Source organism: Sphingomonas sp. UYP23 (assembly GCF_054059235.1).
In genome coordinates this window covers 3,767,940-3,792,344 of sequence record NZ_JBSSBX010000001.1, presented here as the reverse complement: position 1 = coordinate 3,792,344, position 24,405 = coordinate 3,767,940, and the positions used below count along the sequence as shown (strand labels likewise).

At 66.7% G+C, this 24,405-nt stretch carries 23 protein-coding genes and 1 pseudogene; 10 read left to right on the top strand and 14 right to left on the bottom strand.

The genetic code is table 11. The features are described 5' to 3' along the window. Positions 1-56 precede the first annotated feature (56 nt). From ACVWYO_RS18710 to ACVWYO_RS18695, 4 genes are all read left to right on the top strand, one after another. Entirely contained in the window at positions 57-1,061 is a 1,005-nt protein-coding gene (locus tag ACVWYO_RS18710) for a zinc-binding dehydrogenase (protein WP_457353363.1), read from the top strand. 36 nt (positions 1,062-1,097) lie between these two features. Next, positions 1,098-1,370: a hypothetical protein gene (locus ACVWYO_RS18705; protein ID WP_457353361.1), complete on the top strand. Its 273-nt coding sequence runs from the start codon at positions 1,098-1,100 to the stop codon at positions 1,368-1,370. Continuing rightward, positions 1,367-2,431 (top strand): class I SAM-dependent methyltransferase, encoded by a 1,065-nt coding sequence (locus ACVWYO_RS18700; RefSeq protein ID WP_457353359.1) that lies wholly within the window; start codon positions 1,367-1,369, stop codon positions 2,429-2,431. The genes ACVWYO_RS18705 and ACVWYO_RS18700 overlap by 4 nt, the downstream gene beginning before the upstream one ends. A gap of 94 nt (positions 2,432-2,525) precedes the next feature. Further along, positions 2,526-3,101, top strand: coding sequence for a hydrolase (locus tag ACVWYO_RS18695; protein ID WP_457353357.1), 576 nt, complete (start codon positions 2,526-2,528; stop codon positions 3,099-3,101). A gap of 18 nt (positions 3,102-3,119) precedes the next feature. Here the strand turns inward: ACVWYO_RS18695 and ACVWYO_RS18690 are convergent, their stop codons facing one another. Genes ACVWYO_RS18690 through ACVWYO_RS18670 form a run of 5 tightly spaced genes read right to left on the bottom strand, consistent with a single transcriptional unit; the run spans position 3,120 to position 7,500 of the window. Then, entirely contained in the window at positions 3,120-4,130 is a 1,011-nt protein-coding gene (locus ACVWYO_RS18690; RefSeq protein WP_457353355.1) for a zinc-binding dehydrogenase, read from the bottom strand. 57 nt (positions 4,131-4,187) lie between these two features. Then, on the bottom strand, positions 4,188-4,823 hold the full coding sequence (locus ACVWYO_RS18685) for a glutathione S-transferase family protein (RefSeq protein ID WP_457353353.1): 636 nt from the start codon (positions 4,821-4,823) through the stop codon (positions 4,188-4,190). Between the two features lie 13 nt (positions 4,824-4,836). After that, complete coding sequence (locus ACVWYO_RS18680; protein WP_457353351.1) at positions 4,837-5,412, bottom strand: carboxymuconolactone decarboxylase family protein; 576 nt, start codon at positions 5,410-5,412, stop codon at positions 4,837-4,839. Between the two features lie 31 nt (positions 5,413-5,443). Then, positions 5,444-6,088, bottom strand: a complete 645-nt coding sequence (gene leuD / locus ACVWYO_RS18675; protein WP_457353349.1) for a 3-isopropylmalate dehydratase small subunit — start codon at positions 6,086-6,088, stop codon at positions 5,444-5,446. Beyond that, positions 6,085-7,500, bottom strand: coding sequence for a 3-isopropylmalate dehydratase large subunit (locus tag ACVWYO_RS18670; RefSeq protein ID WP_457353347.1), 1,416 nt, complete (start codon positions 7,498-7,500; stop codon positions 6,085-6,087). Before ACVWYO_RS18670 ends, leuD begins: the two co-directional genes overlap by 4 nt. 110 nt (positions 7,501-7,610) lie before the next feature. Here ACVWYO_RS18670 and ACVWYO_RS18665 point away from each other — a divergent pair, with 110 nt between their 5' ends. Next, positions 7,611-8,369, top strand: coding sequence for a GntR family transcriptional regulator (locus ACVWYO_RS18665; protein WP_457353345.1), 759 nt, complete (start codon positions 7,611-7,613; stop codon positions 8,367-8,369). Here the strand turns inward: ACVWYO_RS18665 and ACVWYO_RS18660 are convergent. Continuing rightward, a complete protein-coding gene (locus tag ACVWYO_RS18660) occupies positions 8,352-9,527 on the bottom strand; it encodes a CaiB/BaiF CoA transferase family protein (protein ID WP_457353343.1) in 1,176 nt (391 codons plus the stop codon). The genes ACVWYO_RS18665 and ACVWYO_RS18660 overlap by 18 nt on opposite strands. A 422-nt stretch (positions 9,528-9,949) precedes the next feature. On the opposite strand from ACVWYO_RS18660, the gene ACVWYO_RS18655 reads away from it, so the two are divergent. Beyond that, entirely contained in the window at positions 9,950-12,592 is a 2,643-nt protein-coding gene (locus ACVWYO_RS18655) for a hypothetical protein (protein WP_457353341.1), read from the top strand. A gap of 447 nt (positions 12,593-13,039) precedes the next feature. Here the strand turns inward: ACVWYO_RS18655 and pobA are convergent, their stop codons facing one another. The 8 genes from pobA to ACVWYO_RS18615 are packed head-to-tail and all read right to left on the bottom strand — an operon-like array spanning position 13,040 to position 20,653. Next, the gene (gene pobA, locus ACVWYO_RS18650; RefSeq protein WP_457353339.1) at positions 13,040-14,218 is read right to left on the bottom strand and encodes a 4-hydroxybenzoate 3-monooxygenase; all 1,179 of its coding nucleotides are present in this window, start codon (positions 14,216-14,218) and stop codon (positions 13,040-13,042) included. After that, positions 14,215-15,156, bottom strand: coding sequence for a Gfo/Idh/MocA family oxidoreductase (locus ACVWYO_RS18645; protein WP_457353337.1), 942 nt, complete (start codon positions 15,154-15,156; stop codon positions 14,215-14,217). The genes pobA and ACVWYO_RS18645 overlap by 4 nt, the downstream gene beginning before the upstream one ends. After that, a complete protein-coding gene (locus tag ACVWYO_RS18640) occupies positions 15,153-15,995 on the bottom strand; it encodes a class III extradiol dioxygenase subunit beta (RefSeq protein WP_457353335.1) in 843 nt (280 codons plus the stop codon). Before ACVWYO_RS18640 ends, ACVWYO_RS18645 begins: the two co-directional genes overlap by 4 nt. 1 nt (position 15,996) lies before the next feature. Further along, positions 15,997-16,467 carry a protocatechuate 4,5-dioxygenase subunit alpha gene (gene ligA / locus ACVWYO_RS18635; protein ID WP_457353333.1) on the bottom strand — a complete coding sequence of 157 codons (471 nt, stop codon included), beginning with the start codon at positions 16,465-16,467 and terminating at the stop codon, positions 15,997-15,999. Further along, entirely contained in the window at positions 16,464-17,495 is a 1,032-nt protein-coding gene (locus ACVWYO_RS18630) for a Rieske 2Fe-2S domain-containing protein (protein WP_457353331.1), read from the bottom strand. Before ACVWYO_RS18630 ends, ligA begins: the two co-directional genes overlap by 4 nt. Continuing rightward, the gene (locus tag ACVWYO_RS18625; RefSeq protein ID WP_457353329.1) at positions 17,492-18,517 is read right to left on the bottom strand and encodes an amidohydrolase family protein; all 1,026 of its coding nucleotides are present in this window, start codon (positions 18,515-18,517) and stop codon (positions 17,492-17,494) included. The genes ACVWYO_RS18630 and ACVWYO_RS18625 overlap by 4 nt, the downstream gene beginning before the upstream one ends. Then, entirely contained in the window at positions 18,514-19,392 is an 879-nt protein-coding gene (locus tag ACVWYO_RS18620) for a DUF1932 domain-containing protein (RefSeq protein WP_457353328.1), read from the bottom strand. The genes ACVWYO_RS18625 and ACVWYO_RS18620 overlap by 4 nt, the downstream gene beginning before the upstream one ends. A 52-nt stretch (positions 19,393-19,444) precedes the next feature. Beyond that, the gene (locus ACVWYO_RS18615) at positions 19,445-20,653 is read right to left on the bottom strand and encodes a LysR substrate-binding domain-containing protein (RefSeq protein WP_457353326.1); all 1,209 of its coding nucleotides are present in this window, start codon (positions 20,651-20,653) and stop codon (positions 19,445-19,447) included. A 93-nt stretch (positions 20,654-20,746) separates the two neighbouring features. Here ACVWYO_RS18615 and ACVWYO_RS18610 point away from each other — a divergent pair, with 93 nt between their 5' ends. The 4 genes and pseudogenes from ACVWYO_RS18610 (at position 20,747) to ACVWYO_RS18595 (ending at position 24,400) form a co-directional block, all read left to right on the top strand. Further along, a complete protein-coding gene (locus ACVWYO_RS18610; protein WP_457353324.1) occupies positions 20,747-21,421 on the top strand; it encodes a 4-carboxy-4-hydroxy-2-oxoadipate aldolase/oxaloacetate decarboxylase in 675 nt (224 codons plus the stop codon). After that, positions 21,414-22,481 carry a 4-oxalomesaconate tautomerase gene (locus ACVWYO_RS18605; RefSeq protein ID WP_457353322.1) on the top strand — a complete coding sequence of 356 codons (1,068 nt, stop codon included), beginning with the start codon at positions 21,414-21,416 and terminating at the stop codon, positions 22,479-22,481. The genes ACVWYO_RS18610 and ACVWYO_RS18605 overlap by 8 nt, the downstream gene beginning before the upstream one ends. Next, positions 22,478-23,355: pseudogene (locus ACVWYO_RS18600) on the top strand (amidohydrolase family protein). Before ACVWYO_RS18605 ends, ACVWYO_RS18600 begins: the two are co-directional and overlap by 4 nt. 25 nt (positions 23,356-23,380) lie before the next feature. Beyond that, complete coding sequence (locus tag ACVWYO_RS18595) at positions 23,381-24,400, top strand: aldo/keto reductase (protein WP_457353320.1); 1,020 nt, start codon at positions 23,381-23,383, stop codon at positions 24,398-24,400. Positions 24,401-24,405 lie beyond the last annotated feature (5 nt).

The window sequence follows — 24,405 nt, the reverse complement described above, 5'->3', positions numbered from 1 at the left end:
CAGATCCCGGCCTTCGCCCCTTCCTTCCTCAGCTCCCCCATATTGGAACCGACCGCATGAGCCGTACCGTATCCGAGATCGTCCTCGCCCACGCCATTACCGCCCCTGCCGTGGTGAGCGACTTCACCACGATCGAGCGTACGCTGCCCGACCGCCCACCGGCGGGGATGCTCCACGTCCGCCAGCTCTGGCTCGCGCTCGACCCGTATGTCGGGCAGCGGCTGCGCGGGCGGCATATCGGCGACGCCGCCCCCGCCCCGGGCGAAGCCTTGCCCGGCGAAAGCGTGTCGATCGTGCTGTCGTCCGAGGATCCCGCCTTCGCGCCCGGTGATCATGTCGTCGGCCATGCCGGCTGGGCCGAAGAAGCGATCGTCCCTGCCAAGGTGATGCGCCGCGTCGATCACACCGCCGGCATGGCCGAACATCTCGGTGTACTCGGCATGCCCGGCCTCGCCGCCTGGGCCGGCGTGACGCAGCTCGCCACCGTCGGCGAGGGCGATCTGTTCTGCGTCGACGCCGCGGCGGGCAGCGTCGGCGGCACCGCCGGGCAACTCGCGCGAATCGCCGGCGCGCGTGTCGTCGGCATTGCCGGCGGCGCGGAGAAGGTCGCGATCGCGCGCGACTCGTACCATTTCGACGACTGCATCGATTATCATCTCGACGGCTGGCAGGACGCACTCACCGCGGCGGCGCCCGGCGGGATCACCGTCCATTTCGAGAATGTCGGCGCAAAGGTGCTCGACGTCGCGATCCCGCGGATGCGCGTCAATTGCCAGATCGTGCTGTGCGGCCTCGCGCAGCATTATGCCGACGGCAGCCCGGCGTTGCTCAATGCCGGCATGCTGATGGGCAAGCGCGCGACGGTCCGCGGGCTGATCGTCTATGACTATTTCCCGCGCCAGGCCGAATGGGTTGCGCTCGCCGCGCCGCTGATCGCGTCAGGCGAACTGGTCGAGGTTCAGGACGTCGCCGAGGGGCTGGCCAGCGCACCCGAGCAACTCGTGCGCGTCGTGAAGGGCACGACCGTCGGGCGTCCGCTGGTGCGCATCGCCACGGCATGATCGGCACGTCGCTGCCAGAATGAAGGAGGTGCGCGCATGACCAAGGACATATCCGAGCTCGGTGAATCGGTCGCCGAGCGGACGCTGCAGATGGTCACCGCGCTCACCGCCGAAGTCGCGGTGCTGCGCGAGCGGCTCGAGGTGATCGAACTGCTCGGCGAGCGCAACGGTACGCTCGCGCCCGGCGCGGTCGATGGCTTCCGCCCCGATGCCGCGATCGCGCAGCGGCTCAAGCGCAAGCGGCTGGCCTTGATCGACAGCGTGTTCCGCCACCTGCGCGTAACGCCGCAACACGGCGCCGAGGCATGAGCACCGCTGTCGCGCCACCGCATGCGATGATGCTCCCGGCATCCTCAGGCGACGCCGCGCGCGAAGCCTTTTGGGGCGAGGTCCAAACCTATCTCGAGGCCGAGATCCGCCGGGGCTTCCGCGCCCGCTACGACGCGGTGGTCGAACCGGCGCTCGTCGCGCAGCTGGGCCGTGCGCCCGACCGCCACGAGATTGCCGAGGCGATGCTCGATCAGGACGTCAATCGCGCCTGGTACCTGGCGCGCACCCTGGCGCAGCGCCGTGCGTTCGAGGCGTCGCAGGCGATCGTCGATGGCCAGTGCGACGAACTGGGAGCGCGCGCCGCTGCGCTCGGCAACGGTCCCGCGCGGCTCGAGCTCGATCCGGACCTGGTCTTCCCCAGCTATGTTCAGGGCGAGGTGCATAACATGGCCGGCGGCTATGCCGACACCGTTGCGCAGGATCCGATCGCCGCGGGTGCGGTGTACGACCGCGCGCTGTCGATCCACCGGATCGCCGCGATGGGGCCGCTGGTCGACGATGTCGGCCACAGCATCGCCGCGCGGCTGCGCGAGCAGTTCCCCGACTTCCGGCCGCAGCGCATCCTCGAGCTTGGCTGCACCGTCGGCCATACGCTGCTGCCGTTCAAGCAGGCCTATCCCGACGCCGAGGTGATCGGCATCGACGTCTCCGCGCCATGCCTGCGCTATGGCGCCGCGCGCGCCGCCGCCTTGGGGGTCGACGCCACCTTCAGCCAGCGCCCTGCCGAGGCGACCGGCTATCCCGACGGGCATTTCGATCTCGTCTTCTCGCGCATCCTGCTGCACGAGACCGGCGACGGTGTGGTGCCCGACGTGTTCGCCGAATGCCATCGCCTGCTGCGCCGGGCGGGATCATGTTCCATTCCGACGCGCCGCAATTCGACCAGCTCGACGCCTATACGCAATCGCTGCGCGACTGGGACATCCGCTGCAATGCCGAGCCCTATATGGACGTCTATTACGCCATGCCGCTGGCGGAGATGTTCGTCGCGGCGGGGTTTGACGCCGCCGCCACCTTCGAGCTGTTCGCGCCGAGCCTGATCGTTCGCCACGGCTATGACGCGCGCGAAACGCGGATCAGCAACGGGCGCTATTTCCTCGCCGGGGCGATCCGGCAGTCTTCGAAAGCCATTCCATGACCGACACGCTCCACATCGGCGCGGGCAGCGCGCTGGTATTGATCGACCTGCAGGGCGGGATCGTGTCGCGCGATACAGCCCCCTACCCCGCGGCCGCGGTGGTCGCCGCGAGCGCCCGGCTGGCCGCAGGCTTCCGCGCGAAGGGGCTGCCCGTGGTACTGGTGACGGTCGGCTGGGCCGCCGACATGGCCGATGCGCCGCGCCAACGCTATGCGCCGGCCATCGCAGCACCGGCCGACATGGACGCGTTCGTCGCGGTCGCGCCCGAACTTGGCACCGCGGCTGGCGACGTGCATGTCCGCAAGCATCAATGGGGTGCCTTCCACGGCACCGACCTCGATGTCCAACTGCGCCGCCGCGGCATACACACGATCGTTCTCGCCGGGATCGCCACCAATATGGGCGTCGAATCCACCGCCCGCGCTGCGTGGGAACATGGCTATGCGATCGTCTTCGCCGAGGATGCGACGACCAGCTTTGGCACCGAAATGCACCGCTTCAGTTTCGACCCGATCTTCCCCAAGCTCGGGCTGGTCAGCGACACCGATGCGGTGATCGCGGCACTGGACTGACCCGGAGGCGCGGCCCCGTCAGGGCCTGAGATCGACCACCACCTTGCCGATCGGCGCGCCCGACGAAAGCCGCTCGACCGCGTCGTAGATCGATTCGAGCCCGCGAAACGGCACGCCGTCCATCGCGGGCCGGATCTCGCCAGCGGCGAACAGCTCGAACATCCGCGCCCGCGCTTCGGGCCAGTGCGCGGTCGGCCGTCCGTTCATGAAGCCGCGCACCAAGGCGCCCTTGTAATAGAGTTTGGTCCCGATGCGCGGCGCGGTGACGATCTCGGGCTTGCCGTCGAGATCGCTCGCGGCGCCGCACACGACGAGCCGACCGGCGGGCGCCAGATTGTCGGCGAAGGCGTCGAAGATCGTTCCGCTGACGCTGTCCAGCCCGACATCGATCGCATCCTTGAATTCCGCCTCGAGCACCGCGGCCACCGATTCGGTGCGATAATCGATCGTGCGGTCCGCCCCGAGCGTGCGCAGAAACGCGACTTTGTCCGCCCCGCCGCAGACCGCGACGACCCGGCATCCGCGCCGTTTGGCGAGTTGCACCATCAAATGACCGAGCCCGCCCGCAGCGGCGGAAATCGCAACCGTCTCGCCGTCGGCGACCTGCCCGATCCGCTCGAGCGCGAGCCAGGCGGACACGCCGGTCGAGCTGAGGATCATCCATTCGGGCCGCGTGTCGGGCGCGGCGATGAATTGCGAAGCCGGGCCGACATTGCGTTCGCGATAGCCACCCGTGAAGCGCGTCGTGATCACCGCGTCGCCGACCGCGAAATCGGTGACGCCGGCACCGACCGCATCGATCACGCCGATCGCCTCGACCCCGGTCATGCTCGGCAACGGAATCGTGATGTAATCGACCGCGTTGCGCGCGATCTGCGTATCGAAGATGCCGTTGACCCCGCACCAGTGATTGCGCACAGAAAGCTCGCCCGCGCCGGGCGGCGCCAGCGGCAGAGTGACGATGTCGGCGGCTTCGCGGAACGTTGCGGCAAAGCGTTCGAGCCGGATGGCGCGATAGTGTTCGGTCATGGGCGGCTCCTGCGCGCGATATTTGTCCGGACAAATAGCGGCTACCCGCCATGCGCACTAGAGCTTTGTGAACACCGTGCGCGCGGCTGGCCGTAGCGCGATCACGCGCGCCCAGCGTGCGATTGCGGGGTACGCCGCCAACGGCTCTGGCTCCAGCAACCGTACCGACGAAACGGCAATGGGATAGGCCAGGATGTCGGCCACGGTGAAGGCGTCGCCGGCGAGGTACGCGCTTTCCGACAGGCGGCGATCGAGCACCGCGAGCCCGCGATGCGCCTGATCGGTGAAATAGGCGACCGTCTCGCGAACCGCCGGCCGCCCCGTCATCTCGAGCAGCAGTCCGCAATTGAACAGGCCCGAAAACGCCGCGCCGATATCGCTCGCGACCAGCGCCATATACTGCAGCGCGAGCGCGCGTTCGCGTGGGTCGGCCGGAAGCAGGCGGCCGCTCTTCTCGGCAAGGTACAGCACGATCGTCAGCGACTGGCCGAGCGCCAGCGGCGTGCCGCCCGGCCCGTCAGCGTCGACGATCGCGGGGATCTTGCCGAGCGGGTGCACCGCCAGGAAAGCGGCTTCGAGATGCGCACCACCGACCAGATCGACGTCATGCCGGCGATACGCCAGTCCCGTCTCCTCGAGCATCAGCGCGACCTTCTGGCCGTTGGCGGTGTCGCTGGTGTAGAAATCGATCATCGCGCCAGGCTGATCAAAGGCGCGCGGCGTCGGGGATGAAGGGGCAATAGTCTTCCTTCTCGACCAGATCGTAGGCGAAGATGAATTTCGCCATGCCGACGAGCACCGCCATGACGAGCCCGAGCTCGACCAGTTCGCCGTCGCTGAAGCTGTGCTTCATGCGGTCGTAAAGCGCCTTCGAGACGGCGCCCTTCGCGTTCGTCAGCGCCATCACGTCGGCGAGTTCGAGCGCGGCTTTCTGGCGTTCGTCGAACGGACCGGCGCGATAGTCGGCGATGGCATCGACCTCCGCGTCGCTCAAGCCCGCGGATAGCGCGGCGATCCGGTCGCTGCGGTTGCAGAAGGCGCAGCCGTGGATGTTTGCCAGCCGCAGCCGCACCAGCTCGAGGATCTTCTGATCGACCCGCCCCGAGTGGAAGAGCTGGCGGTAGAACTGATCCATATACCAGCGCGTCGCCTCGGGCGCGTTGCCCATCACCTCGAAAAAGGTCGTGTCGCCGTGCAGCGCGGCCGAATGATCCCATAAAGGCTGCAGGTCGGGCGCAAGCGCCTCGCGCGGAACGCGGTTGAACACTGTCTCTGGCTGCATACCGATAATTTGTCCGTACAACTCTAGGGCGTCAAGCGGTATCGCCGCAGCGCGGCGGGTAGGCCCATGGCCGCCGCTCCGCATCGACCGCACGGAAGCTGGCGATCGCATCGCGATGCGTCAGCGTCAGATCGATCGCGTCGAGACCTGCCACCAGCATCGCCTTGGCCTCGCCGTCGATCTCGAAGGTCCATTCGAGCCCGGCCACAGTCCGGACGGTCTGGCGCGGCAAATCGATCGTCACCCGGCGTGCCTGCGGATCAGGCGACACGTCGGCCGCGATCGCGTCGATCGCGTCGCGCGGCAAGACGATCGGCACGATGCCGTTGCGCACGCAATTCCCGCGGAAGATCGGATTGAAGGATGGCGCGATCACCGCGCGGAACCCGTAATCGGCGAGCGCCCAGGCGGCATGTTCGCGGCTCGACCCGCAGCCGAAATTGTCGCCGCCGAGCAGTAGCGTCGCGCCCGCATAGGCCGGCTGGTTGAGCACGAAATCGGGCCGCGGCTCGCGCGTGCCGATCGCCACATAGCGCAGGCTGGCGAACAGCCCGACGCCCAGGCCCTGCTTCGACACTGCGGTCATCTCGCGCGAAGGAATGATCGCATCGGTATCGATATTGTCGCGCACCAAGGGCGCGGCGACCGCGATGAGCGTCTCGAACGGCTGGCTCATGCTGCGGCCCAATCGCGCGGATCGGCGATATGTCCGGCAAGCGCCGATGCCGCGACCGTCTCCGGCGAGGCAAGGTGCGATCGCGTTCCCGGCCCCTGCCGACTCTCGAAATTGCGGTTGGTCGAGCTGATCACCCGCTCTTGCGCGCCGAAGCTCTCGCCGCCGGCAAAGAAGCACATCGAGCATCCCGATTCACGCCACTCAAATCCCGCAGCGACGAAGATGCGGTCGAGCCCCTCGGCCTCGGCCGCCGCCTTGACCTGGCTCGAGCCCGGCACGCAGATCGCACGGACACCGTCCGCGACATGGCGCCCCGCGAGGATCGCGGCAGCGCGGCGCAGATCGGACAGGCGGCTGTTGGTGCACGAGCCGATAAAGGCCGCGTTGATCGGCAGGCCGATCATCGGGGTGGCAGCCGCGAGCCCCATATAGTCCAGCGCGCGGCCATGCGCTTCAGCCGTATCGCGCGCGGCGATCTCGGCATGAGCCGGTACCGCGCCCGTCAGCGGCACGGCATGCTGCGGACTGGTGCCCCATGTCACCATCGGCCGGACCTCGCCCGCATCGACGGCATAATCGACGTCGAACACCGCATCGGCATCGCTGTGCAAGCTGCGCCAATGCGCCACCGCCACGTCCCACGCGGCCCCGGATGGCGCGAACGGGCGGCCGGCGAGATAGTCGAACACGACATCGTCGGCGGAGATGATCGCCGAGAAGGCCGCAAATTCGGTGGCCATGTTGCACAAGGTGAGCCGCCCCTCGACATCCAGCGCGCGTACGGCCGGGCCATCATATTCGACGACATGGCCCTTTGCTCCGGACGCGCCGAACGTGGCGAGCAGATGCAGTGCGAGGTCCTTCGCCGTCACGCCGGGGGCGAGCGCCCCCTCGATCGTGATCCGCATCGTCTTGGGCTTGTCGATGCGCAGCGTCATCGTCGCCAGCGCATGTTCCGCTTCGGTCGAGCCGATACCCCAGGCCAGCGCGCCGAGCGCGCCTTGCGAACAGGTATGGCTGTCGGGACAGACCAGGGTCAGGCCGGGCAGCACGATGCCCTGCTCGGGCGACAGGACATGGACGATACCCTGCCCAGGATCGCCGAGATCGAACAGGCGAATGCCCGCGGCGTTGGCGGCCTCACGCGTCGCCGTGATGAAAGCGGTGCCGGTCGGCATGGTCGTGACGTCGGTCCGCCCGGGGCGCGTATCGACGACGTGGTCTATCGTCGCGAAGGCCTGTTCGGGGCACGCGACCGCGCGGCCGGCCGCGGCGAGGCTTTGCAGCGCGACCCCGCCGGTGCGCTCGTGCAGCAAGACGCGGTCGATCGCGATCAATGCGGTCGCGCCGCCGAGATCGAGCACGCGATGCGCCTGCCAGATCTTTTCGAATACCGTCGACGCCATGCGCACCTCGTTTCCCGTCCCCACTCGGGGCACGGCATTTGATATACATGTATATCATAAAAGTCGACTGGCGGTTGCGCTATCTCGGTGTAGCGTAACGTGCGAATGGAGGATGCGTGAAGAACGGAACGACCACGATGCGGCGCGGCGATGCCGTCCCGCTGTATCACCAGATCTTTCTGGCGCTGCGCGACGAGATCCTGTCGGGCACGCGCGCTTATGGCAGCACGGTGCCGACCGAGCATCAATTGTCGGAGCGGTTCGGCGTCTCGCGGATAACGGCGCGGCGCGCGCTCGATGAATTGAGCGACATGGGGCTGGTCGAGCGGCGCCGCCGGATCGGCACGCGCGTGATCCACCGCGCGCGGCCCGCTGCGATCGACGCGGATATCGACCAGACGGTGGAGTCGCTGCTGGCGTTCGGGCGCGATACGGCGGTGCGCGTCCTGGCGCTGGGCGCGGTGCCGGCCGATCCTGGCGTGGCGGAGGCGCTGGGCATCGACTCCCAGATGCAGGTGCTGCGCGCCGTCCGGGTGCGGTACAAGGATGGCGAACCGCTCGGCCGGATCGTCAGTTACACGCCGCTGCGCTTCGCCGACGTCCTGACCGAGACCGCCTTGACCACCGCGCCCCTGCTCGAATTGCTGCTGCGCTCGGGCGCGCGGATCGGCAGCGGCAGCCAGACGATCTCGGCCTTGTCGGCCGATCCCGAACTGGTCGAAGCGCTCGCGCTCGAGCCGCGCGCCGCGGTGCTGCGCGTCGAGCGCCACGTCCAGGACGATGCGGGCACGCCGCTGCTCCTCACGATCGCCGATTATCGCGCCGATCGCTACCGGATCAGCGTCGATCTCAGCGCCTCAGGCGGACGCCGTTAGCGCCGCGATCTCGGCATCGTCGAAGCCGAGATCGCGCAGGATCGCATCGCCGTCGCGGCCGATCGTCGGGATATCGTGGTGCAGGCCGGGGCGTTCGCCATCGAATTCGAGCGGCAGCGCCGGCAGCCGCGTCGCCGCTCCGCCGGGGATGGTGACGTCGAGCAGTCCGCCCGCCGCGTTGAGATGCGGATCGTCGAACAGATCGTCGGGCCGCGCGATCGGCGCGAATGGGAGGCCGATCGCCTCCAGCGTCGCCACCAGATCGCTGCGCTGCATCCCGCCAAACAGCGCACGGACGCGCGGCAGGATCGCATCGCGCGCCAGTACCCGCTGGTTGTTGAGCGCAAGCGCGGGATCGCTGCCGAGATCGTCGAGCCCGAATGCGGCGCAGAATGCCGTCCATTGCGCATCGCTCACCACGCCGACGAACAATTGCTCCTCGGCCTGCGCCGTCTCGAACACGTCGTAGATCGCCCAGGCGGAGATGCGCACCGGCATCGGCTGCGCGGCCTGCCCGGTCACCGCCATCTGCGCCATATGCTGCCCGACCAGGAAGGCGGTGGTCTCGAACAGCGAACATTTCACCTCGCCACCGCGCCCGGTGCGATGCCGCCGCTCGAGCGCGGCGAGCACGCCGATCACGCCGAACATGCCGCCGGTTATGTCGATCACCGACGATCCCGCGCGAAGCGGCCGGCCCGGCGGCCCGGTCATATAGGCAAGCCCGCCCATCATCTGCGTGACCTCGTCGAGCGCGGTGCGATTTTCATACGGGCCGGCGAGAAAGCCTTTGGCCGAGCAATAGATCAGCCGCGGATTGGTTTCCGCCATGGCTTCGTAGCCCAGGCCGAGGCGCGCCAGCGTGCCCGGGCGGAAATTCTCGACCAGGATATCGGCCCCTGCGACCAGCCGCTTCGCCAGGGCGATGCCCTGTTCGCTCTTGAGATCGAGGCAGATGCTGCGCTTGTTGCGATTGAACATGGGGAAATAGCCGGCGCCCGAGCCGAGCAACCGCCGCGTCTGATCCCCACCGAGCGGCTCGACCTTGATCACGTCCGCACCGAGATCGGCGAGGATAACCCCGACCGACGGCCCCATCACCATATGCGTGAATTCGACGACCGTCAGACCCGTCAGCGGCAGATTGTCCCGGTCCATTCCATTTCCCCGTCCATGCACGCCCTCGACCGGCGCGATCGATTTGATATAGTATTATGACAATAAAGCCAAGCGTGGCTCGCAGCTGTCGGCGCGCGCGTTACGAACGCGGTCCATTCGGCGCTCGCCACTGACGCGCCCGAAGGCGGCGAACGGGCGCTGATCGCGACGTCGCTAGACAGGGTCGGCGCATTAAACCGTTGCCGCAAATCCGTTCCTCGTCACCATGATGGTCGTAGATTGAAGTGTTTTCGGTACGGCGAGCGCGGCGAGGTTTGGTCGCTGAACCGCCCCACTGCGGCTGTGTCGTGGAGCGTGGTGACGGCGATTGCCCAGACGACGCGCCCCGTGGCGGTCAACACGCCTATGGACTGTCTCGCAAATGATACGCTATCGAGAGTTGACGCTCGGGAGTGCCTCATATGACTGAAAAAATTGCGATTCTGGTTATCGGTATGCACCGATCCGGAAGTTCGGCAATGGCGCGGCTCTTATCGCTTGCGGGAGCCGCGCTCCCCAAGGGTTTGATGGGCGCTGCGCCCTCCAATGAGATGGGTCATTGGGAACCGCAACGCGTGGCCGACTTGAACGATGAGGTTCTGAGCGCTTTCGATGTAACGTGGAGTTCGCCCTTCGGTCTCGGGATGAATGCTTCGCGTCGCGCCCTTTTAGAGTCGTATGTCGATGCGGCCCGGGATGTGGTCCGAGCGGATTATGGCAACAAGAAACTCATCGTTCTGAAAGAACCGCGTGTTTCATTGCTTGCAGACCTCTGGGCGGCGGCGTGCGAAGCCGAGGGATATCGTTGCAAATTTGTTATCATGGTCCGTAGCCCGCTCGAAGTCGCTGCCTCGTTACGGCATCGCGACGGCATTGCATTTGATCACGGATTGATACTTTGGGCCTCCTACGAAGCCAGCGCTGAAATTTTGACGCGTCAGCATGAGCGCATATTTTGTCGGTACGAAGATGTTTTGGTTAAACCGACGTCGGTTCTTGATGACATTGAAGTCAAATTTGGCATGGAGTTGCCGCGGCGGACCGCAAAATCGCATGCCGCAATAAATGCATTCATCCGACCGAACTTGCGCCACAACAACGCGAAAACACTTCCAAATATTCCCAGCCATTTAAAGGCGATCGAGGATATATTCCAATATATTGAGGGGCTTACCGGACATGCCGATGGTTCTTCAGAAGGCAGGCCTTCTAACGAAGACAAGAGCAATGACGTTCAGCAATGGCTTGCCGATCTCGACAAGATCGTCTCACCGATCATTATTCCGATAAGCGAAGAGCGCGACAGGGCAGTTGCCCAGGCGCTCGAGCAATCGGAAAACCATGGCGCAGAGTTTCATCGCAGGATCGAGGTCGAAGAAGCGTTGCGCAGTGAGATCGAGACCCTTGCGGGACAGATCCAGGAAACTCGAGCCCAGCAAACCCATGCCGAGCACAGGGTCTTGGAGTCTCAGCGCGAGTTGGAAAGCGTCCGTCGTGAGGTCGAACAGCGGGACACCGAATTGGTCACCCTGCGGACCGCGCTGACGGAAGTGGCCGCTGTCCGCGACGCCCAAACGGCCGACGCGGCAGAATTAGGGGCTGCACTCACAACCGCAGGCGAAACCGCAAACGCGCTTTTAGACCGCGTCCGCGAGCTTGAAGCCGGGCATGCGCATCTCAGCGACGCACCCTCCGGGCAGGATGAGAGCCACGCGCACTTCCTCGCCGAGGTAGCCGCCGAGCGCGAGCGGATTCAGGGCGAAGTAGAAACATTGCGCGCCCTTGTGCAGACACGAGAAGCAGAGCTGGCGACCTTTCAGGCAGCGCTGGAAGCTGCAAACGCTACCGTGGTGGAATTGACCGCGATCCGCGATGCGCACGCGGCCGAGGCCACCGAGCTGCGTGCGACACTCGCGACCGAGACAGCGCTCTTGGAACACACCCGCGAGATCGAGGCTCACAATGCGCAGCTGAAGCGCGAAATCTTAGAGACGGCGCAGTCCCATGCCGGCATCCTCGCTGAAGCCACCGCAGAGCGCGAGCAGTTGCGTGCTGAGATCGAAACGTTGCGTATCGGTGGGCAGGCATCCGATCATGAACTCGATACGCTGCGCGTCGCGCTTGCAACTTCTGATGCCACCGCAGCGTCGCTTGTGGCCCACAGCCAAGACCTCGAGGTTGATCAGGCGCGGATTGCCGCTGAAGCGCAAGCCGCGCAAGCGCGTTTGCAAGCTGAGGTCGAGACTGCACAGGCTTATGGACACGCCCGCGACACCGAATTGCTCGAAGCGCGCGCCGCGCTGGATGGAGCGAACGCTGCTCTGGCAGCGGCAACCGCAACCCATGATGCGCAGGCAATCGAAATTGTCGAGCTCCGCGCTGCTCTCGTGACTACAGGCGAAACTGCGACAAATCTTGCGGAGCGAACCACCGAGCTCGAGGCCAGCCGTTCGCAGCTGGAAGATGCGGCCTCTAGAAGCGCCCAAGCCCTTGAGCGCAGTGTGGCCGAGGCGACCGCAGAACGCGAGCGACTTCAGGGTGAGATTGAAAAGTCACGTGCCTATGCGCAAGCGTGCGATACCGAACTGTCCGAACTGCGCGCTTCGCTCGCAACCTCCGAGGAAACTGCAGCAGCGGTTTCGGCACGCAACCGCAAGCTCGAGGCCAGTATTTCGGACCTCAATGCTTCAGCATCCCAACGCTTCGAGTCCCACGCCGAAATGCTCGCGCAAGCAGCCGCTGATCGCGAACAATTGGAAGCTGACATCGAAACATCGTACGCGCTGATGCGAGCGCGGAACACAGAACTCGGCGACTTGCGGGCCACGCTGGCTGATGTGACCGAGATGCGAGACGCAAACGCAGCTGAGGTGACCGAGCTTCGCGCGACTCTGACTATGGTGAGCCAGAACGCAGCCACAGCAACAGCGCGCATCCGCGATCTCGAAACACGCTACGCCAAACTAAGGGCTGAACTCGGAAAACAGACCGGAGCCAATGCAAAACGTCTTAAGCCAAAGGTAAAAGCGCCAGTGTCGCAGATTACATACCCGAAACGACGCTAGTCCGGATTGTGAACTTGGACCACCTGCGTTGCAATCGACGCCTGTCGCGCGCCATGACGCACGAACTTGACTGTGCAGTTGGAGGAGCGCCATCCCCTACTTTTTGCGAGCGGGGAGTGGTGCATGCGGTCGCCCGCGCCCTCGTTCCAATTAGCCGCAACCAGCGACCGAACGGTGCTCAACGCAGGTCCGGTTGACGCACCGGGCGGATTTCCAGTCACAGCGCCGCTCTACAGCGTCCGATACGGTTTAAGCAGCCACTCGCAATAAGGACCCGCCGTGCCTGAAGCCACGGCCGCACCGGCCGCCGACGTTGCGACAATGTCGGTACACGCGCAACACGCGCTCGAACAGTAATGTCACTCGCTCGGATCGGCCGACAGTCTAAGTTTGCCCTTCAGGACCGTTAGCGGTTGGGCGCGGCGGCCCTCCCCACAAACATCCGCCTCACAGCGGCAGCCCGACATAATTCTCAGCGACTGCGGTCTGCATGGCCGTCGAGCTAGCAAGATAGGAGAGTTCGGCGGATTGCATGCGGTGCTCGAACGGACCGTCCTCGGGGAAGCGGTGCATCAACTTGGTCAGGAACCAGCTGAAGCGCTCGGCCTTCCAAATCCGCGCGAGCGCCTTGGCCTGATAGCCGTCGAGTCCGCTATCGTCGCCGCGGCGATAATGCGCGATCATCGCCTGGCTGAGATAGGCGACGTCGGACGCCGCGAGGTTGAGCCCCTTCGCGCCGGTCGGGGGCACGATGTGCGCGGAGTCGCCCGCCAGGTACAGCCGACCGTAGCGCATCGTTTCGAACACATACGACCGCAGCGGCGCGATCGACATTTCGAGCGCGGGTCCGCGCGTTACCGGCCCTGCGGCGAGCGGCGCGAAGCGCTCCTCGAGCTCGTCCCACAACCGCTCTTCGGGCCATTGCTCGATCCGGTCGGTCAGCGGCACCTGGATGTAATAGCGGCTGCGCGTCGGCGATCGCATCGAGGCGAGCGCAAATCCCTTGGGGCCGTTGGCGTAGATCAGTTCGGGATGGCATGGCGGCACGTCGGCCATGATGCCGAGCCAGCCGAACGGGTAGACGCGCTCGAACTCGCGTCGTTCCGCTACCGGTATGGCTTTGCGCGACGGGCCGTGGAAGCCATCGCAGCCGGCGATGAAATCGGCCTCGATCCGCTGTTCGACGCCGTCGACGCTGAAGGTCACCGCCGCCCGATCGCCGGTCAGATCATGCAGCGCGACATCCGACGCGCCATAGATGATCTCGATTCCGCGGGCCGGCGCCGCATCCATCAGGTCGCGCGTCACCTCGGTCTGACCATAGACGGTGACGCGCTTGCCGGTCAGCGCGGCGATGTCGATGCGGATCAGATGCTCGCCATCGGCGAGGGCGAAGCCGTCTTCGACCATCCCCTCGGCCGTCAGCCGCGCGCCGAGCCCGAGCTGGTGGAGCAGATCGGTCGTGCCGCGTTCGAGCACGCCTGCACGGATCCGTCCGAGGACGTAATCGGGCGTCTGGCGCTCGATCACGATCACGTCGATCCCCTCGGCGCGCAGCAGATGCGCGAGCAGCAGCCCGGCGGGTCCTGCGCCGATGACGGCGACCTGGGTGCGGCGCGTGCTCATGACGCCAGCTGCCGCTCGAGCTGGTCGAGGATGCGGTAGCATGGCATGACCTGCGCGACGCTCGCATTGGGCTCTCGCCCCTCGCGGATCGCTGCGACGAATTCGCGGTCCTGCAGCTCGATGCCGTTGCTCGAAACCGCCACGCCCGACAGGTCGATCGGCTCCTCGCGGCCCGTCACGAGATCGTCGTAGCGCGCGATCCAGGTGCCATTGTCGCAGATGTAGCGGAAGAAGGTGCCGAGCGGCCCGTCATTGTTGAAGCTCAGCGACAGCGTGCAGATCGCACCGCTCTCGGCCTTCAACTGGATCGACATGTCCATCGCGATGCCGAGCTCGGGATGGAGCGGCCCGGCGATGGCATTGGCCTGGACGATCGGCCCCGCCTGATAGGCGAACAGGTCGACGGTGTGCGCGGCGTGGTGCCACAGCAGGTGATCGGTCCAGCTGCGCGCCTCGCCCTTGGCGTTCATGTTCTTGCGGCGGAAGAAATAGGTCTGCACGTCCATCTGCTGGACCGCGAGGTCGCCCGCGACGATCTTGTCGTGGATGAACTGGTGCGACGGGTTGAAGCGCCGCGTATGGCCGACCATCGCGACGAGGCCGGTCTTCTCGGCCTTCGCCAGCACGGACTCGCCGTCGGCGAGGCTGTCGCACAGCGGGATCTCGACCTGGACATGCTTGCCCGCCGTCATGCACTGGATTGCCTGCTCGGCATGCATCTGCGTCGGGGTCGCGAGGATCACCGCGTCGAGCCCGGGCTGTTCGAGCGCTTCGCTGAGCTCGGTGCAGGCATGCTGCACGCCATATTTGGCCGCGACCGCCTTGGTCGGCTCAAGCCGGCGGCCGACGATCGAAACGACCTCGACCCCGTCAATTTTCTGCAGGGCGTCGAGATGCTTTTCCCCGAAAGCGCCGGCACCGGCGAGGGCGATCTTCATGGCAATGGCTCCAGAACGATGTGGCCGACGGCAGTGTTCGACGCCGGCACGTGATAATGACGGTGCAGCTCGCGCACCTTGGGCCCCAGCGCGCCGCGCATGATGAGCCACATGACGAGTTCGATCCCCTCGCTCCCCGCTTCGCGCAGATAGTCGATGTGCGGCATGTGCCGCAGCGCCTCTGGGTCGGCGGTGAGCTTGTCGAGGAAGGCGGTGTCCCATTCCTTGTTGATCAGCCCGGCGCGCGGCCCCTGGAGCTGATGGCTCATCCCGCCCGTCCCCCAGATCTGCACGTTGAGATCCTCGGGATAACTCGCCACCGCGCGCGCGATCGCCTCGCCGAGCAGCCAGCAGCGATTGCCCGACGGCGGCGGATAGGTGACGACATTGACCGCGATCGGCACGACCTTGACCGGCCAGGTATCGACCTGCCCGAACATCAGCGACATCGGCACGGTCAGCCCGTGGTCGACCGCCATCGGTTTGATGATCGTCATGTCGAATTCGTCGAGGATGCAGCTCTGCGCGATGTGCCAGGCGAGATCGGCATGCCCCTGCACTTCCGGCACCGGGCGCGGGCCCCAGCCCTCGTCGGCGATCGGGAAGCTGTCGGCACAGCCGATCGCGAAGGTCGGGATGAAGGTCATGTCGAACGCCGAGGCGTGGTCGTTATAGACCAGGATCACGACGTCGGGCTTGGTGTCGCGCTCATAGGCCCGCGCGAACTCGTAGCCGGCGAAGACCGGCTGCCAATAGGCCTCATCTGCCTTGCCATTGTCGAGCGCGGCGCCGACCGCGGGGATGTGGCTGGTGGTGATGCCGGCGGTGATGCGGGCCATGTCAGTTCTCCGCCGTCGGCGCGTTGGGGATTTCGGCGGCGATCTCGGCCACCTCGGCGAGCGCGGCCTGTTCGGCCAAAGAGCGCAGCCCCTCAGGCGAGCGCCCGCCGCCGAGCATCATCGCGGCATATTCCTCCTGGCTCATGCCGGTCATCGTGCCGGCGGCATATTGGAAGCTCTTGCCGTCGGTGGAGAAGATCTTCGCCAGGAAATAGATGTTGCCGCCCGCGTCGAGCATCGCATTGTAGTCGCGCGCCAGCACCGCCGCCTTCTGCGCGTCGGTCAGCGGCCAGGCGTCGAGATAGCCGCGCTCGTCGGCCTTGAAGCGCTCGCGGTTCTCCGCCTGCATCAGGCTGAAGGCGAACTGGTTGAGGTGAAAGCCTTTGCGCGCGCGCGCCGCGGTGTAGACGCGCGTGCCAGGGATGGTCTCGAGCTCCGCCAGATAGGCGTGGATGTCGCGTGGTGCCGTCATACTCGTGCCTCCTCGGCGGCGATCAGGCGGCGGATGATCTGCCGCGCGCGCGTGCCGCCCTCGTCGATATTGTAGGCGTTGAGCTTGAGATCGGGATTGAGCGCGATCGCGCGCTGCTGCGCCTCGAGGATTTCCTTGTCCTCGGAAAACACCCCGCCCTGCGCGCGCTTGAAGCGCGCGGTGAAGCCGGGATCGTCGACGTCGAAGCTGCGCGCCATGCCCCAGAAATAGTGCATCGTGCCTTCGCTCTCGGGGGTCATGCAATCGACCACCATCCCGCGCACGCCCTGGTCATGGCTTTCGAGCGTCGCGCCCGCGCCGACCGGCGCAACGCCGACGTCGATCATCACCGAGGAGGGCGCAAGAAATTCGCAAATCTGCCAGCGATCGACCGGCCCCGGCTGCTTGAGCGCGCCGCGCCAGAAGGGCGGCGCATCGACGCCGGGCATCCAGCGCGCGACATAGGCGCGGTCGCCCTCGACGCGGGTCTGGAGCGGTGCCTCCATCAGTTCGGGCTGGCCGATCGAGCCCGAATGGACGTGTGTCTCGTGCGTCAGGTCCATCAGATTGTCGATCATCAGCCGGTAATCGGCTTCGACATGGTAATAGCCGCCGTCGAAGGTCCAGCCCGGCGTCGAGCACGGCCACAGATCGGGGATCAGCGCCTCGTCGGCGAGCGCCTTGTCGCCGACCCACAGCCAGACGAAACGATGCTTCTCGGCGACGACGTAGGTCTCGGCACAGACGCGCGCGTTCACGCGGTCGGTCTTGAGCGGCATTTCCTCGGCAACGCCGTCGGGGCCGAGCGTCAGGCCGTGATATTTGCAGCGGATCGAATCGCCCTCGCGGATTCCCATCGACAGCGGCAGCAGCCGGTGCGGGCAGGCATCGCGCATCGCCACGACCTGCCGGTCGAGCTTGCGGTAGAGCATGATCGGCACGCCGCAGATCGTGCGCGCGAGCGGCTGATGGTCGACTTCGCTGTCCCAGCCGGCGACGTACCAGGCGTTGCGGACCCAGGTGCTCACAGTCCGCGCGCCTTCAGCTTGGCGTCGAGCCGCGGGAAGACGCGGCGCGCATTGCCCGCGAAGATCGCCGCGCGCTTGGCCTCGGGGATGGCGAGCGCATCGACATAGCGCTTGGTGTCGTCGAAATAATGGCCGGTCTGCGGGTCGATCCCGCGTACCGCGCCGACCATCTCGCTGCCGAACAGGATGTTCTTGCTGTCGATCACCTCGGCCAGCAGGTTCACGCCAGGCTGGTGATAGACGCAGGTGTCGAAGAACACGTTGTTCATCAGATGCGTCGCGAGGTCGGGCTGCTTGAGCATGTCGGCGAGCCCGCGATAGCGCCCCCAATGATACGGCACCGCGCCGCCGCCATGCGGGATGATGAAGCGCAGCGTCGGAAAATCGCGGAACAGGTCGCCCTGGATCAGCTGCATGAAGGCGATCGTGTCGGCGGCGATGTAATAGGCGCCGGTGGCGTGCATCGCCGGGTTGCACGATCCCGAGACGTGAATCATCGCGGGTACGTCGAGCTCGACCATCTTCTCGTAGAAGGGATACCAGAAGCGGTCGGTCAGCGGCGGCGCGGTGAAGTGACCGCCGCCGGGATCGGGATTGAGGTTGCAGCCGATGAAGCCAAGCTCGGTAACGCAGCGCTCGAGTTCGGCGATCGAGCCGGCCATGTCGGCCTGCGGGTTCTGCGGCAGCATGCAGACGCCGACGAAGGTCTCGGGGTAGAGGTCGCAGACGCGCGCGATCAGATCGTTCGACACCTGCGCCCATTGCAGTGCGATGCTCTCGTCGCCGACATGCGGCGCCATCGTCGAGGCGCGCGGGCTGAAGATCGTCATGTCGGCGCCGCGCTCGCGGATCAGCTTGAGCTGGTTGGCCTCGATCGTCGCGCGGATCTCGTCGTCGCTGATTGCCGGGTAAGCCGGGACCGGCGTGCCCGCCTTGAACGCCGCGGTCTGTTCGGCACGCCACGCGTCATGCTGGGGTGGGGCCGTTGTGTAATGGCCATGGCAGTCGATCACGAGGGTCATGCGGCACATCCGAAAGCAGGAGAAAGCCGCGCATTGAGGAGCGCGAGCGTGGAATCGAGGGTATCGGTGGGGGCAACGCCGAGCGCGCCGAGCGCGCGCTGACGCTCGGTGGTGGCGCGTGCCATCGCCGAGCCGGTGCCGAGGGCGTCGAGCGTCTTGACGACCTCGACCATTTCCTCGGCGCCGCGGCCGCCATGGACGATCATCCGTTCGAGATTGTAGGCGCCGCGCTCGGCCCACGGCCGCGCGCGTTCGCTGGCGTCGAGCGAGGCGAGCACCTCGTCGCGCACCCCCGCCGCTTCGGCCGCGAGCAGGCATTCGGCGGTGAGTGCCTCGAGCCCCTTGACCATCACCGAGCGGATCATCTTGATCGCACTCGCCGCGCCGATGCTGGCGCCGACGATGCGGACGTTGGTGAAGCCGATCGCGGTCAGCGCCTCGGCGCCCGCTTCGGCATGGGGGCCTGCCACAAGGAGAGGCACCTTGCGACCGAGCGGATGCACCGGCGCCATCACCGCGACATCGACATAGCGGCCGCCGGACTGCTCGATCGCGTGGGCGGCGTGGCGCTTGGTTTCGGGCGCGACCGAGTTGAGGTCGCAGAACAGCGCGCCGGGCGCGATCGACAGCGCTGTTTCGTCTGCCGCGGCGCGTGCCTGGTCGGCGGTGACGAGCGACAGGATCACCGCCCTGCCCTCGACCGCCTCGCGGTTGGTCAGCGCGGGATGCGTCTGGAGTGCGTTGAAGTCCGCCAGTTTGGCGGCGCGCGTCGCTGGATCGGCAAGCTTGCGATCATAGCCCGATGCCGAGAGACCGCCGGCGAAGGCCATCGCCGCCTCTCCAAAACCGATGAAACTGGGATCTTGCGTCGCCATGCAGCGGTGGTGGCAAAGCCGCGCCCGCCCCGCCAATCACAATTGCACGCTGCTATCGGTTTTCCGGAAGTCTCGTTTCGCGGACTGCCGCGCGGAGCAGCTGGAGGAAATGCTCCTGCTCGGGCGTCGGGCGCCAATTCTGCCGCACCGTGAGACCGATCGTCCGCACCGCCTGCGCAATCGGATCGCCGATCTGACGCAACACGCCGGTCGCGAGCTCGGGCGCGACCTGGTCGGGCGACAGCAAGGTCAGGAAATCGCTGTCGCGCAGCACGCCGCGGATCACCATCACCGATCCGCATTCGATCGGCGCTTCGGGCACATCGTTATTGGCGAAAAGTCCCTGCCACAGCGTGCGCAAGGGCGATCCATGCGGCGCCACGATCCACGGATAGCGCAGCAGGTCGGCGGGTTCGGGCGTACGGCCGACGAGCGGATGGTCGACCCGCCCGACGATCACCAGCCGATCCTCGAACAACGGCGTCTGCTCGAGCCCGGCGGGCGCGATCTCGCGCAGCGCGCCCATCATCACGTCGATCTCGCCATCGAGCAGCGGCTCGACCAGTTCGCGCCACGATCCTTCACGCACGTCGACCGTGACGCGCGCCTCGCTCCGCGCGAAGGCCGCGATCGCGTGCGGCAGGACGAGCGCGCGGCACAGCGGCATCGCGCCGATCGCGATCCGCTCCGCAGCACCCTCGGGCAGCGCCTCGACCAGCCCGGCAGCAAGCTCGAGCACCGCCAGCCGCGCCCCACGCGCGAGCCGCCGCCCGGCATGCGTCAACGCCACGCCGCGCCCGCGCCGCTCGACCAAAGGCACGCCATACAGACTTTCGAGATCGCGAACCGCGCGGTGGACTGCTGGCTGCGACTGCCCCTGCTGGAGCGCCGCCGCGGCGAAACTCCCGGCATTCGCCAGCGCGAGATACGCGCGCAACTGCGTCGCGGTGATCAGCCGTTCGGGCCGCGCAAACCCCCGCGCCCCGCTGCGCGCGCTCGCCCGCGACGCTTCGGCGAGACGCGCATAGGCGGCGCGGATCCGCACCACCAGCGCGGCACCGGGCGTGGTCGCGCTCACCCCGTCGGCGCGGCGATCGAGCAAGGCGACGCCGAGCTGCCGCTCGACCTTGGCGATCCCCTGCGTCAGCGCCGGCTGCGACAGATTCTCGGCTTCGGCGGCGAGGCTGATGCTGCCCAGCTCGGTCGCCGTCGCCAACGCATGGAGGTGGCGGAGATTGAGGTCGAGCGGATCGTGCGCCATAGCCTCCCATAGTATAATCTTATGGCCGTGCACGAGATTTGATTTGGGGGTTTCGGCTGCGCCGGGCACTCCGACGCCGCAAGGAGAGTGAGCATGGCCGGACGCGTGGTACGCGAGATTTCGCGAGTGGAGCAGAGCGTGATCGATGGTCTCGCCCATGCCGGCGTGGCGACGGTGCACGAGGCACAAGGGCGCATCGGCCTCCTCGCGCACTACATGCGGCCGATCTATTCGGGCGCGCGGATCGCCGGGTCGGCGGTCACCATTTCGTCGCCGCCTGGCGACAATTGGATGCTCCACGTCGCGATCGAGCAGCTGAAGGAAGGCGATATCCTCGTCCTCGCGCCGACCTCGCCGTGCGTTGATGGCTATTTCGGCGACCTGCTGGCGACCAGCGCGATGGCGCGCGGGTGTCGTGGGCTGGTGATCGACGCGGGCGTGCGCGACGTGCGCGACCTCAAGGACATGGGCTTCCCGGTCTGGTCGAAGGCGGTGTTCGCGCAAGGCACGATCAAGGCGACCTTGGGCTCGGTCAACGTGCCGATCGTCTGCGCGGGCGCGGCGATCGAGGCGGGCGACGTGATCGTTGCCGATGACGACGGCGTCTGCGTCGTCAAGCGCGCCGATGCGCCAGCCGTGCTCGAAGCGGCGCGCAAGCGCGAGGCGAACGAGGAATCGAAGCGCCAGCGGCTCGCGGCGGGCGAACTCGGGCTCGACATCTACGATATGCGCGGCAAGCTCGAAGCGCTGGGGCTGCGCTATGAGTGACCCCGCGATTCCGGGCGTGCGCTGCATGTGGATGCGCGGCGGCACGTCGAAGGGCGCATTCTTCCTCGCCGACGACCTCCCCGCCGACACCGCCGAGCGCGACGCCTTCCTGCTCCGCGTGATGGGCTCGCCCGACGCGCGCCAGATCGACGGCATGGGCGGTGCCGATCCGCTGACCTCGAAGGTCGCAATCGTCTCGAAATCCGCGCGCGAGGGCGTCGACGTCGATTATCTGTTCCTTCAGGTGTTCGTCGACCAGCCGCTCGTCAGCGACAGCCAGAACTGCGGCAACATGCTCGCCGGGGTCGGCCCCTTCGCGGTCGAGCGCGGGCTGGTGACGCCGAGCGGCGATGAAACCCGCGTCGCGATCTTCATGGAGAATACGGAACAGGTCGCCGTCGCCACGCTGCAGACGCCGGGCGGCCAAGTCCGCTACGACGGCGATGCCACGATCAGCGGGGTGCCGGGCACCGCCGCGCCGATCCCGCTCGCCTTCCGCGACACCGCCGGATCGTCGTGCGGCGCTTTGCTGCCCACCGGCAACGGCGTCGACACGATCGACGGCGTGAAGGTCACGATGATCGACAACGGCATGCCGTGCGTCGTGTTCGCTGCCGCCGATGTCGGCGTCACCGGGTACGAAGACCGCGAGACACTCGATGCGAACGACGCGATGAAGGCGAAGATCGAGGCGATCCGCTTGAAGGCCGGGCCGCTGATGAAGCTCGGCGACGTCACCGAAAAGTCGGTCCCCAAGATGATGCTCGTCGCAGCCCCCAAGGATGACGGCGCGATCGCGGTACGCTCGCTGATCCCGCACCGCGTCCACGCCTCGATCGGCGTGCTCGGCGCGGTCAGCGTCGCGACCGCGTGCCTGATCGAGGGCTCGCCCGCCGCAGCCCTCGCCCACGTCCCCGACGGCAACACCAAGACGCTCGGCGTCGAGCATCCGAGCGGCGTCACCGAATGCGTCGTGACGATCGACGCTGCCGGCCAGCCGGTCGAGGCGGGCATGCTGCGCACCGCGCGCAAATTGATGGACGGAGAGGTTTTCACATGAGCCGCACCAAGACCTGGGTCGACCAGCCAAGCACCCCCGGCTACGTCCCGCCCCCCGGCGCGATCGACGCGCACGTCCATGTCTTCGGGCCCGAGGCCGACTTTCCATTCAGCCCCAAGGCGAAATATCACCCCGAGGACGCCACACCCGAAATGCTGTTCGCGCTCCGCGACCAGCTCGGCTTTTCGCGCAACGTGATCGTCCAGGCGAGCTGCCACGGTACCGACAATGCCGCGACGCTGAACGCGATTGCCAAGTCGGGCGGCGCGGCGCGCGGCGTCGCGGTGGTCAGCCCCGACATCGACGATGCCGAACTGCAGAAGCTGCACGACGGCGGCATTCGCGGCGTCCGCTTCAACTTCCTCAAGCGGCTGGTCGACGATGCGCCCAAGGACAAGTTCCTCGACATCGCGCGGCGCATCGCCCCGCTCGGCTGGCACGTCGTCGTCTATTTCGAGGCCGACATCCTCGAGGAACTCGAACCCTTCCTCGCCGCGATCCCGACGACGATCGTGGTCGATCACCTCGGCCGCCCGACATCGCGCAAGGCCCCGGCGGCGCCGACATCACCCGCTTCGTCCAGCTGCTCGACGATCACCCCAACATCTGGACCAAGGTGTCGGGCGCCGAGCGGCTGTCGCCGCAGGGCCCGCCGTTCGACGATTTCGTCGCGGTGATCCGCCCGGTGGTCGAGCGCTTCCCCGATCGCGTGCTGTGGGGCACCGATTGGCCGCACCCCAATATGGAGCATCGCATCCCCGACGACGGCACGCTGGTCGACGTCATCCCGCGGATCGCTCCGACTGCCGTCTTGCAGCGAAAGCTGCTGGTCGACAATCCGATGCGGCTATATTGGCCCGAGCACCTGGGCTGACCCGCCCGCTTCATTCGGAGCTGCCATGACCTTGCCGACCCGCTCGATCGGCCCGTTCACCGTCTCGGCGATCGGGCTTGGCTGCATGAATCTCAACCATGCTTACGGCGTGCCACCAAGTGCGGAGGATGGCGCGCGGTTGCTCAACGCAGCGCTCGATCTCGGCTATACGCTGCTCGATACCGCCGCGCTTTACGGCGCCGGCGAGAATGAGCGGTTGATCGGCCGCGCGGTGATGCACCGACGCAGCGAGTTCACGCTGTCGTCGAAATGCGTGCTCGACATGATCGACGGCAAGCGCGGCCTCGACGGATCGCCCGAAGCAATCGCCCGCACGCTCGACGGCGCGCTCGAACGGCTCGGCACCGACCATATCGATCTCTATTACATGCACCGGCTCGACCGCCGCGTGCCGATCGAGGAGTCGATTGGCGCGCTCGTCCGCGCCAAGGAAGCGGGCAAGATCGGCGCGATCGGCCTGTCCGAAATGTCCGCCGCGACGATCCGCCGTGCGCACGCCGTTCACCCGATCGCGGCGGTGCAATCCGAATATTCACCCGCGGTGCGCAATCCCGAAGTCGCCGTGCTCGATGCCTGCGCCGAACTCGGCATCACGCTCGTCGCTTTCTCGCCAGTGGCGCGCGGGTTGCTCGCCGGCGCGGTTCACGACGACAGCTATGCCGAGGGTGACATCCGCCGCCCGATGCCGCGCTTCGTCGAACCGTTGCTGTCGCAGAACCTCGGCGTCGTCGCGACATTCGACGCTCTGGCGGCGGAGGCGGGGCTCACCCCGGCGCAGCTGGCGCTCGGCTGGGTCCTTGCCCAGCGACCATTCATCGTGCCGATCCCGGGCACGACCAATCCGACGCACCTTGCCGACAACCTCGCCGCCGCATCGCGACCGCTCGCCGCAGAGCTGATCGCTGCGGTCGACACGCTCCTGCCTCCCGGCGCGCTCAAGGGCGCGCGCTATCCAGCGGCGATGCAGGCACAGATCGACACCGAACTGCTGCCCGACGAAGAGCTTGCCGCGCCGGCGGCCTGACCGCC

Coding starts and splice junctions, on each gene's coding strand:
- ACVWYO_RS18660 (WP_457353343.1), bottom strand. CDS start 9,527: ATGGACCGGGACAATCTGCCGCTGACGGGTCTGACGGTCGTCGAATTC.
- ACVWYO_RS18640 (WP_457353335.1), bottom strand. CDS start 15,995: ATGGCCCGCATCACCGCCGGCATCACCACCAGCCACATCCCCGCGGTC.
- ACVWYO_RS18680 (WP_457353351.1), bottom strand. CDS start 5,412: ATGCAGCCAGAGACAGTGTTCAACCGCGTTCCGCGCGAGGCGCTTGCG.
- ACVWYO_RS18710 (WP_457353363.1), top strand. CDS start 57: ATGAGCCGTACCGTATCCGAGATCGTCCTCGCCCACGCCATTACCGCC.
- leuD (WP_457353349.1), bottom strand. CDS start 6,088: ATGAGCCAGCCGTTCGAGACGCTCATCGCGGTCGCCGCGCCCTTGGTG.
- ACVWYO_RS18625 (WP_457353329.1), bottom strand. CDS start 18,517: ATGACCCTCGTGATCGACTGCCATGGCCATTACACAACGGCCCCACCC.
- ligA (WP_457353333.1), bottom strand. CDS start 16,467: ATGACGGCACCACGCGACATCCACGCCTATCTGGCGGAGCTCGAGACC.
- ACVWYO_RS18610 (WP_457353324.1), top strand. CDS start 20,747: ATGGCCGGACGCGTGGTACGCGAGATTTCGCGAGTGGAGCAGAGCGTG.
- ACVWYO_RS18705 (WP_457353361.1), top strand. CDS start 1,098: ATGACCAAGGACATATCCGAGCTCGGTGAATCGGTCGCCGAGCGGACG.
- ACVWYO_RS18605 (WP_457353322.1), top strand. CDS start 21,414: ATGAGTGACCCCGCGATTCCGGGCGTGCGCTGCATGTGGATGCGCGGC.
- ACVWYO_RS18690 (WP_457353355.1), bottom strand. CDS start 4,130: ATGACCGAACACTATCGCGCCATCCGGCTCGAACGCTTTGCCGCAACG.
- ACVWYO_RS18655 (WP_457353341.1), top strand. CDS start 9,950: ATGACTGAAAAAATTGCGATTCTGGTTATCGGTATGCACCGATCCGGA.
- ACVWYO_RS18620 (WP_457353328.1), bottom strand. CDS start 19,392: ATGGCGACGCAAGATCCCAGTTTCATCGGTTTTGGAGAGGCGGCGATG.
- ACVWYO_RS18685 (WP_457353353.1), bottom strand. CDS start 4,823: ATGATCGATTTCTACACCAGCGACACCGCCAACGGCCAGAAGGTCGCG.
- ACVWYO_RS18700 (WP_457353359.1), top strand. CDS start 1,367: ATGAGCACCGCTGTCGCGCCACCGCATGCGATGATGCTCCCGGCATCC.
- ACVWYO_RS18615 (WP_457353326.1), bottom strand. CDS start 20,653: ATGGCGCACGATCCGCTCGACCTCAATCTCCGCCACCTCCATGCGTTG.
- ACVWYO_RS18645 (WP_457353337.1), bottom strand. CDS start 15,156: ATGAAGATCGCCCTCGCCGGTGCCGGCGCTTTCGGGGAAAAGCATCTC.
- pobA (WP_457353339.1), bottom strand. CDS start 14,218: ATGAGCACGCGCCGCACCCAGGTCGCCGTCATCGGCGCAGGACCCGCC.
- ACVWYO_RS18695 (WP_457353357.1), top strand. CDS start 2,526: ATGACCGACACGCTCCACATCGGCGCGGGCAGCGCGCTGGTATTGATC.
- ACVWYO_RS18595 (WP_457353320.1), top strand. CDS start 23,381: ATGACCTTGCCGACCCGCTCGATCGGCCCGTTCACCGTCTCGGCGATC.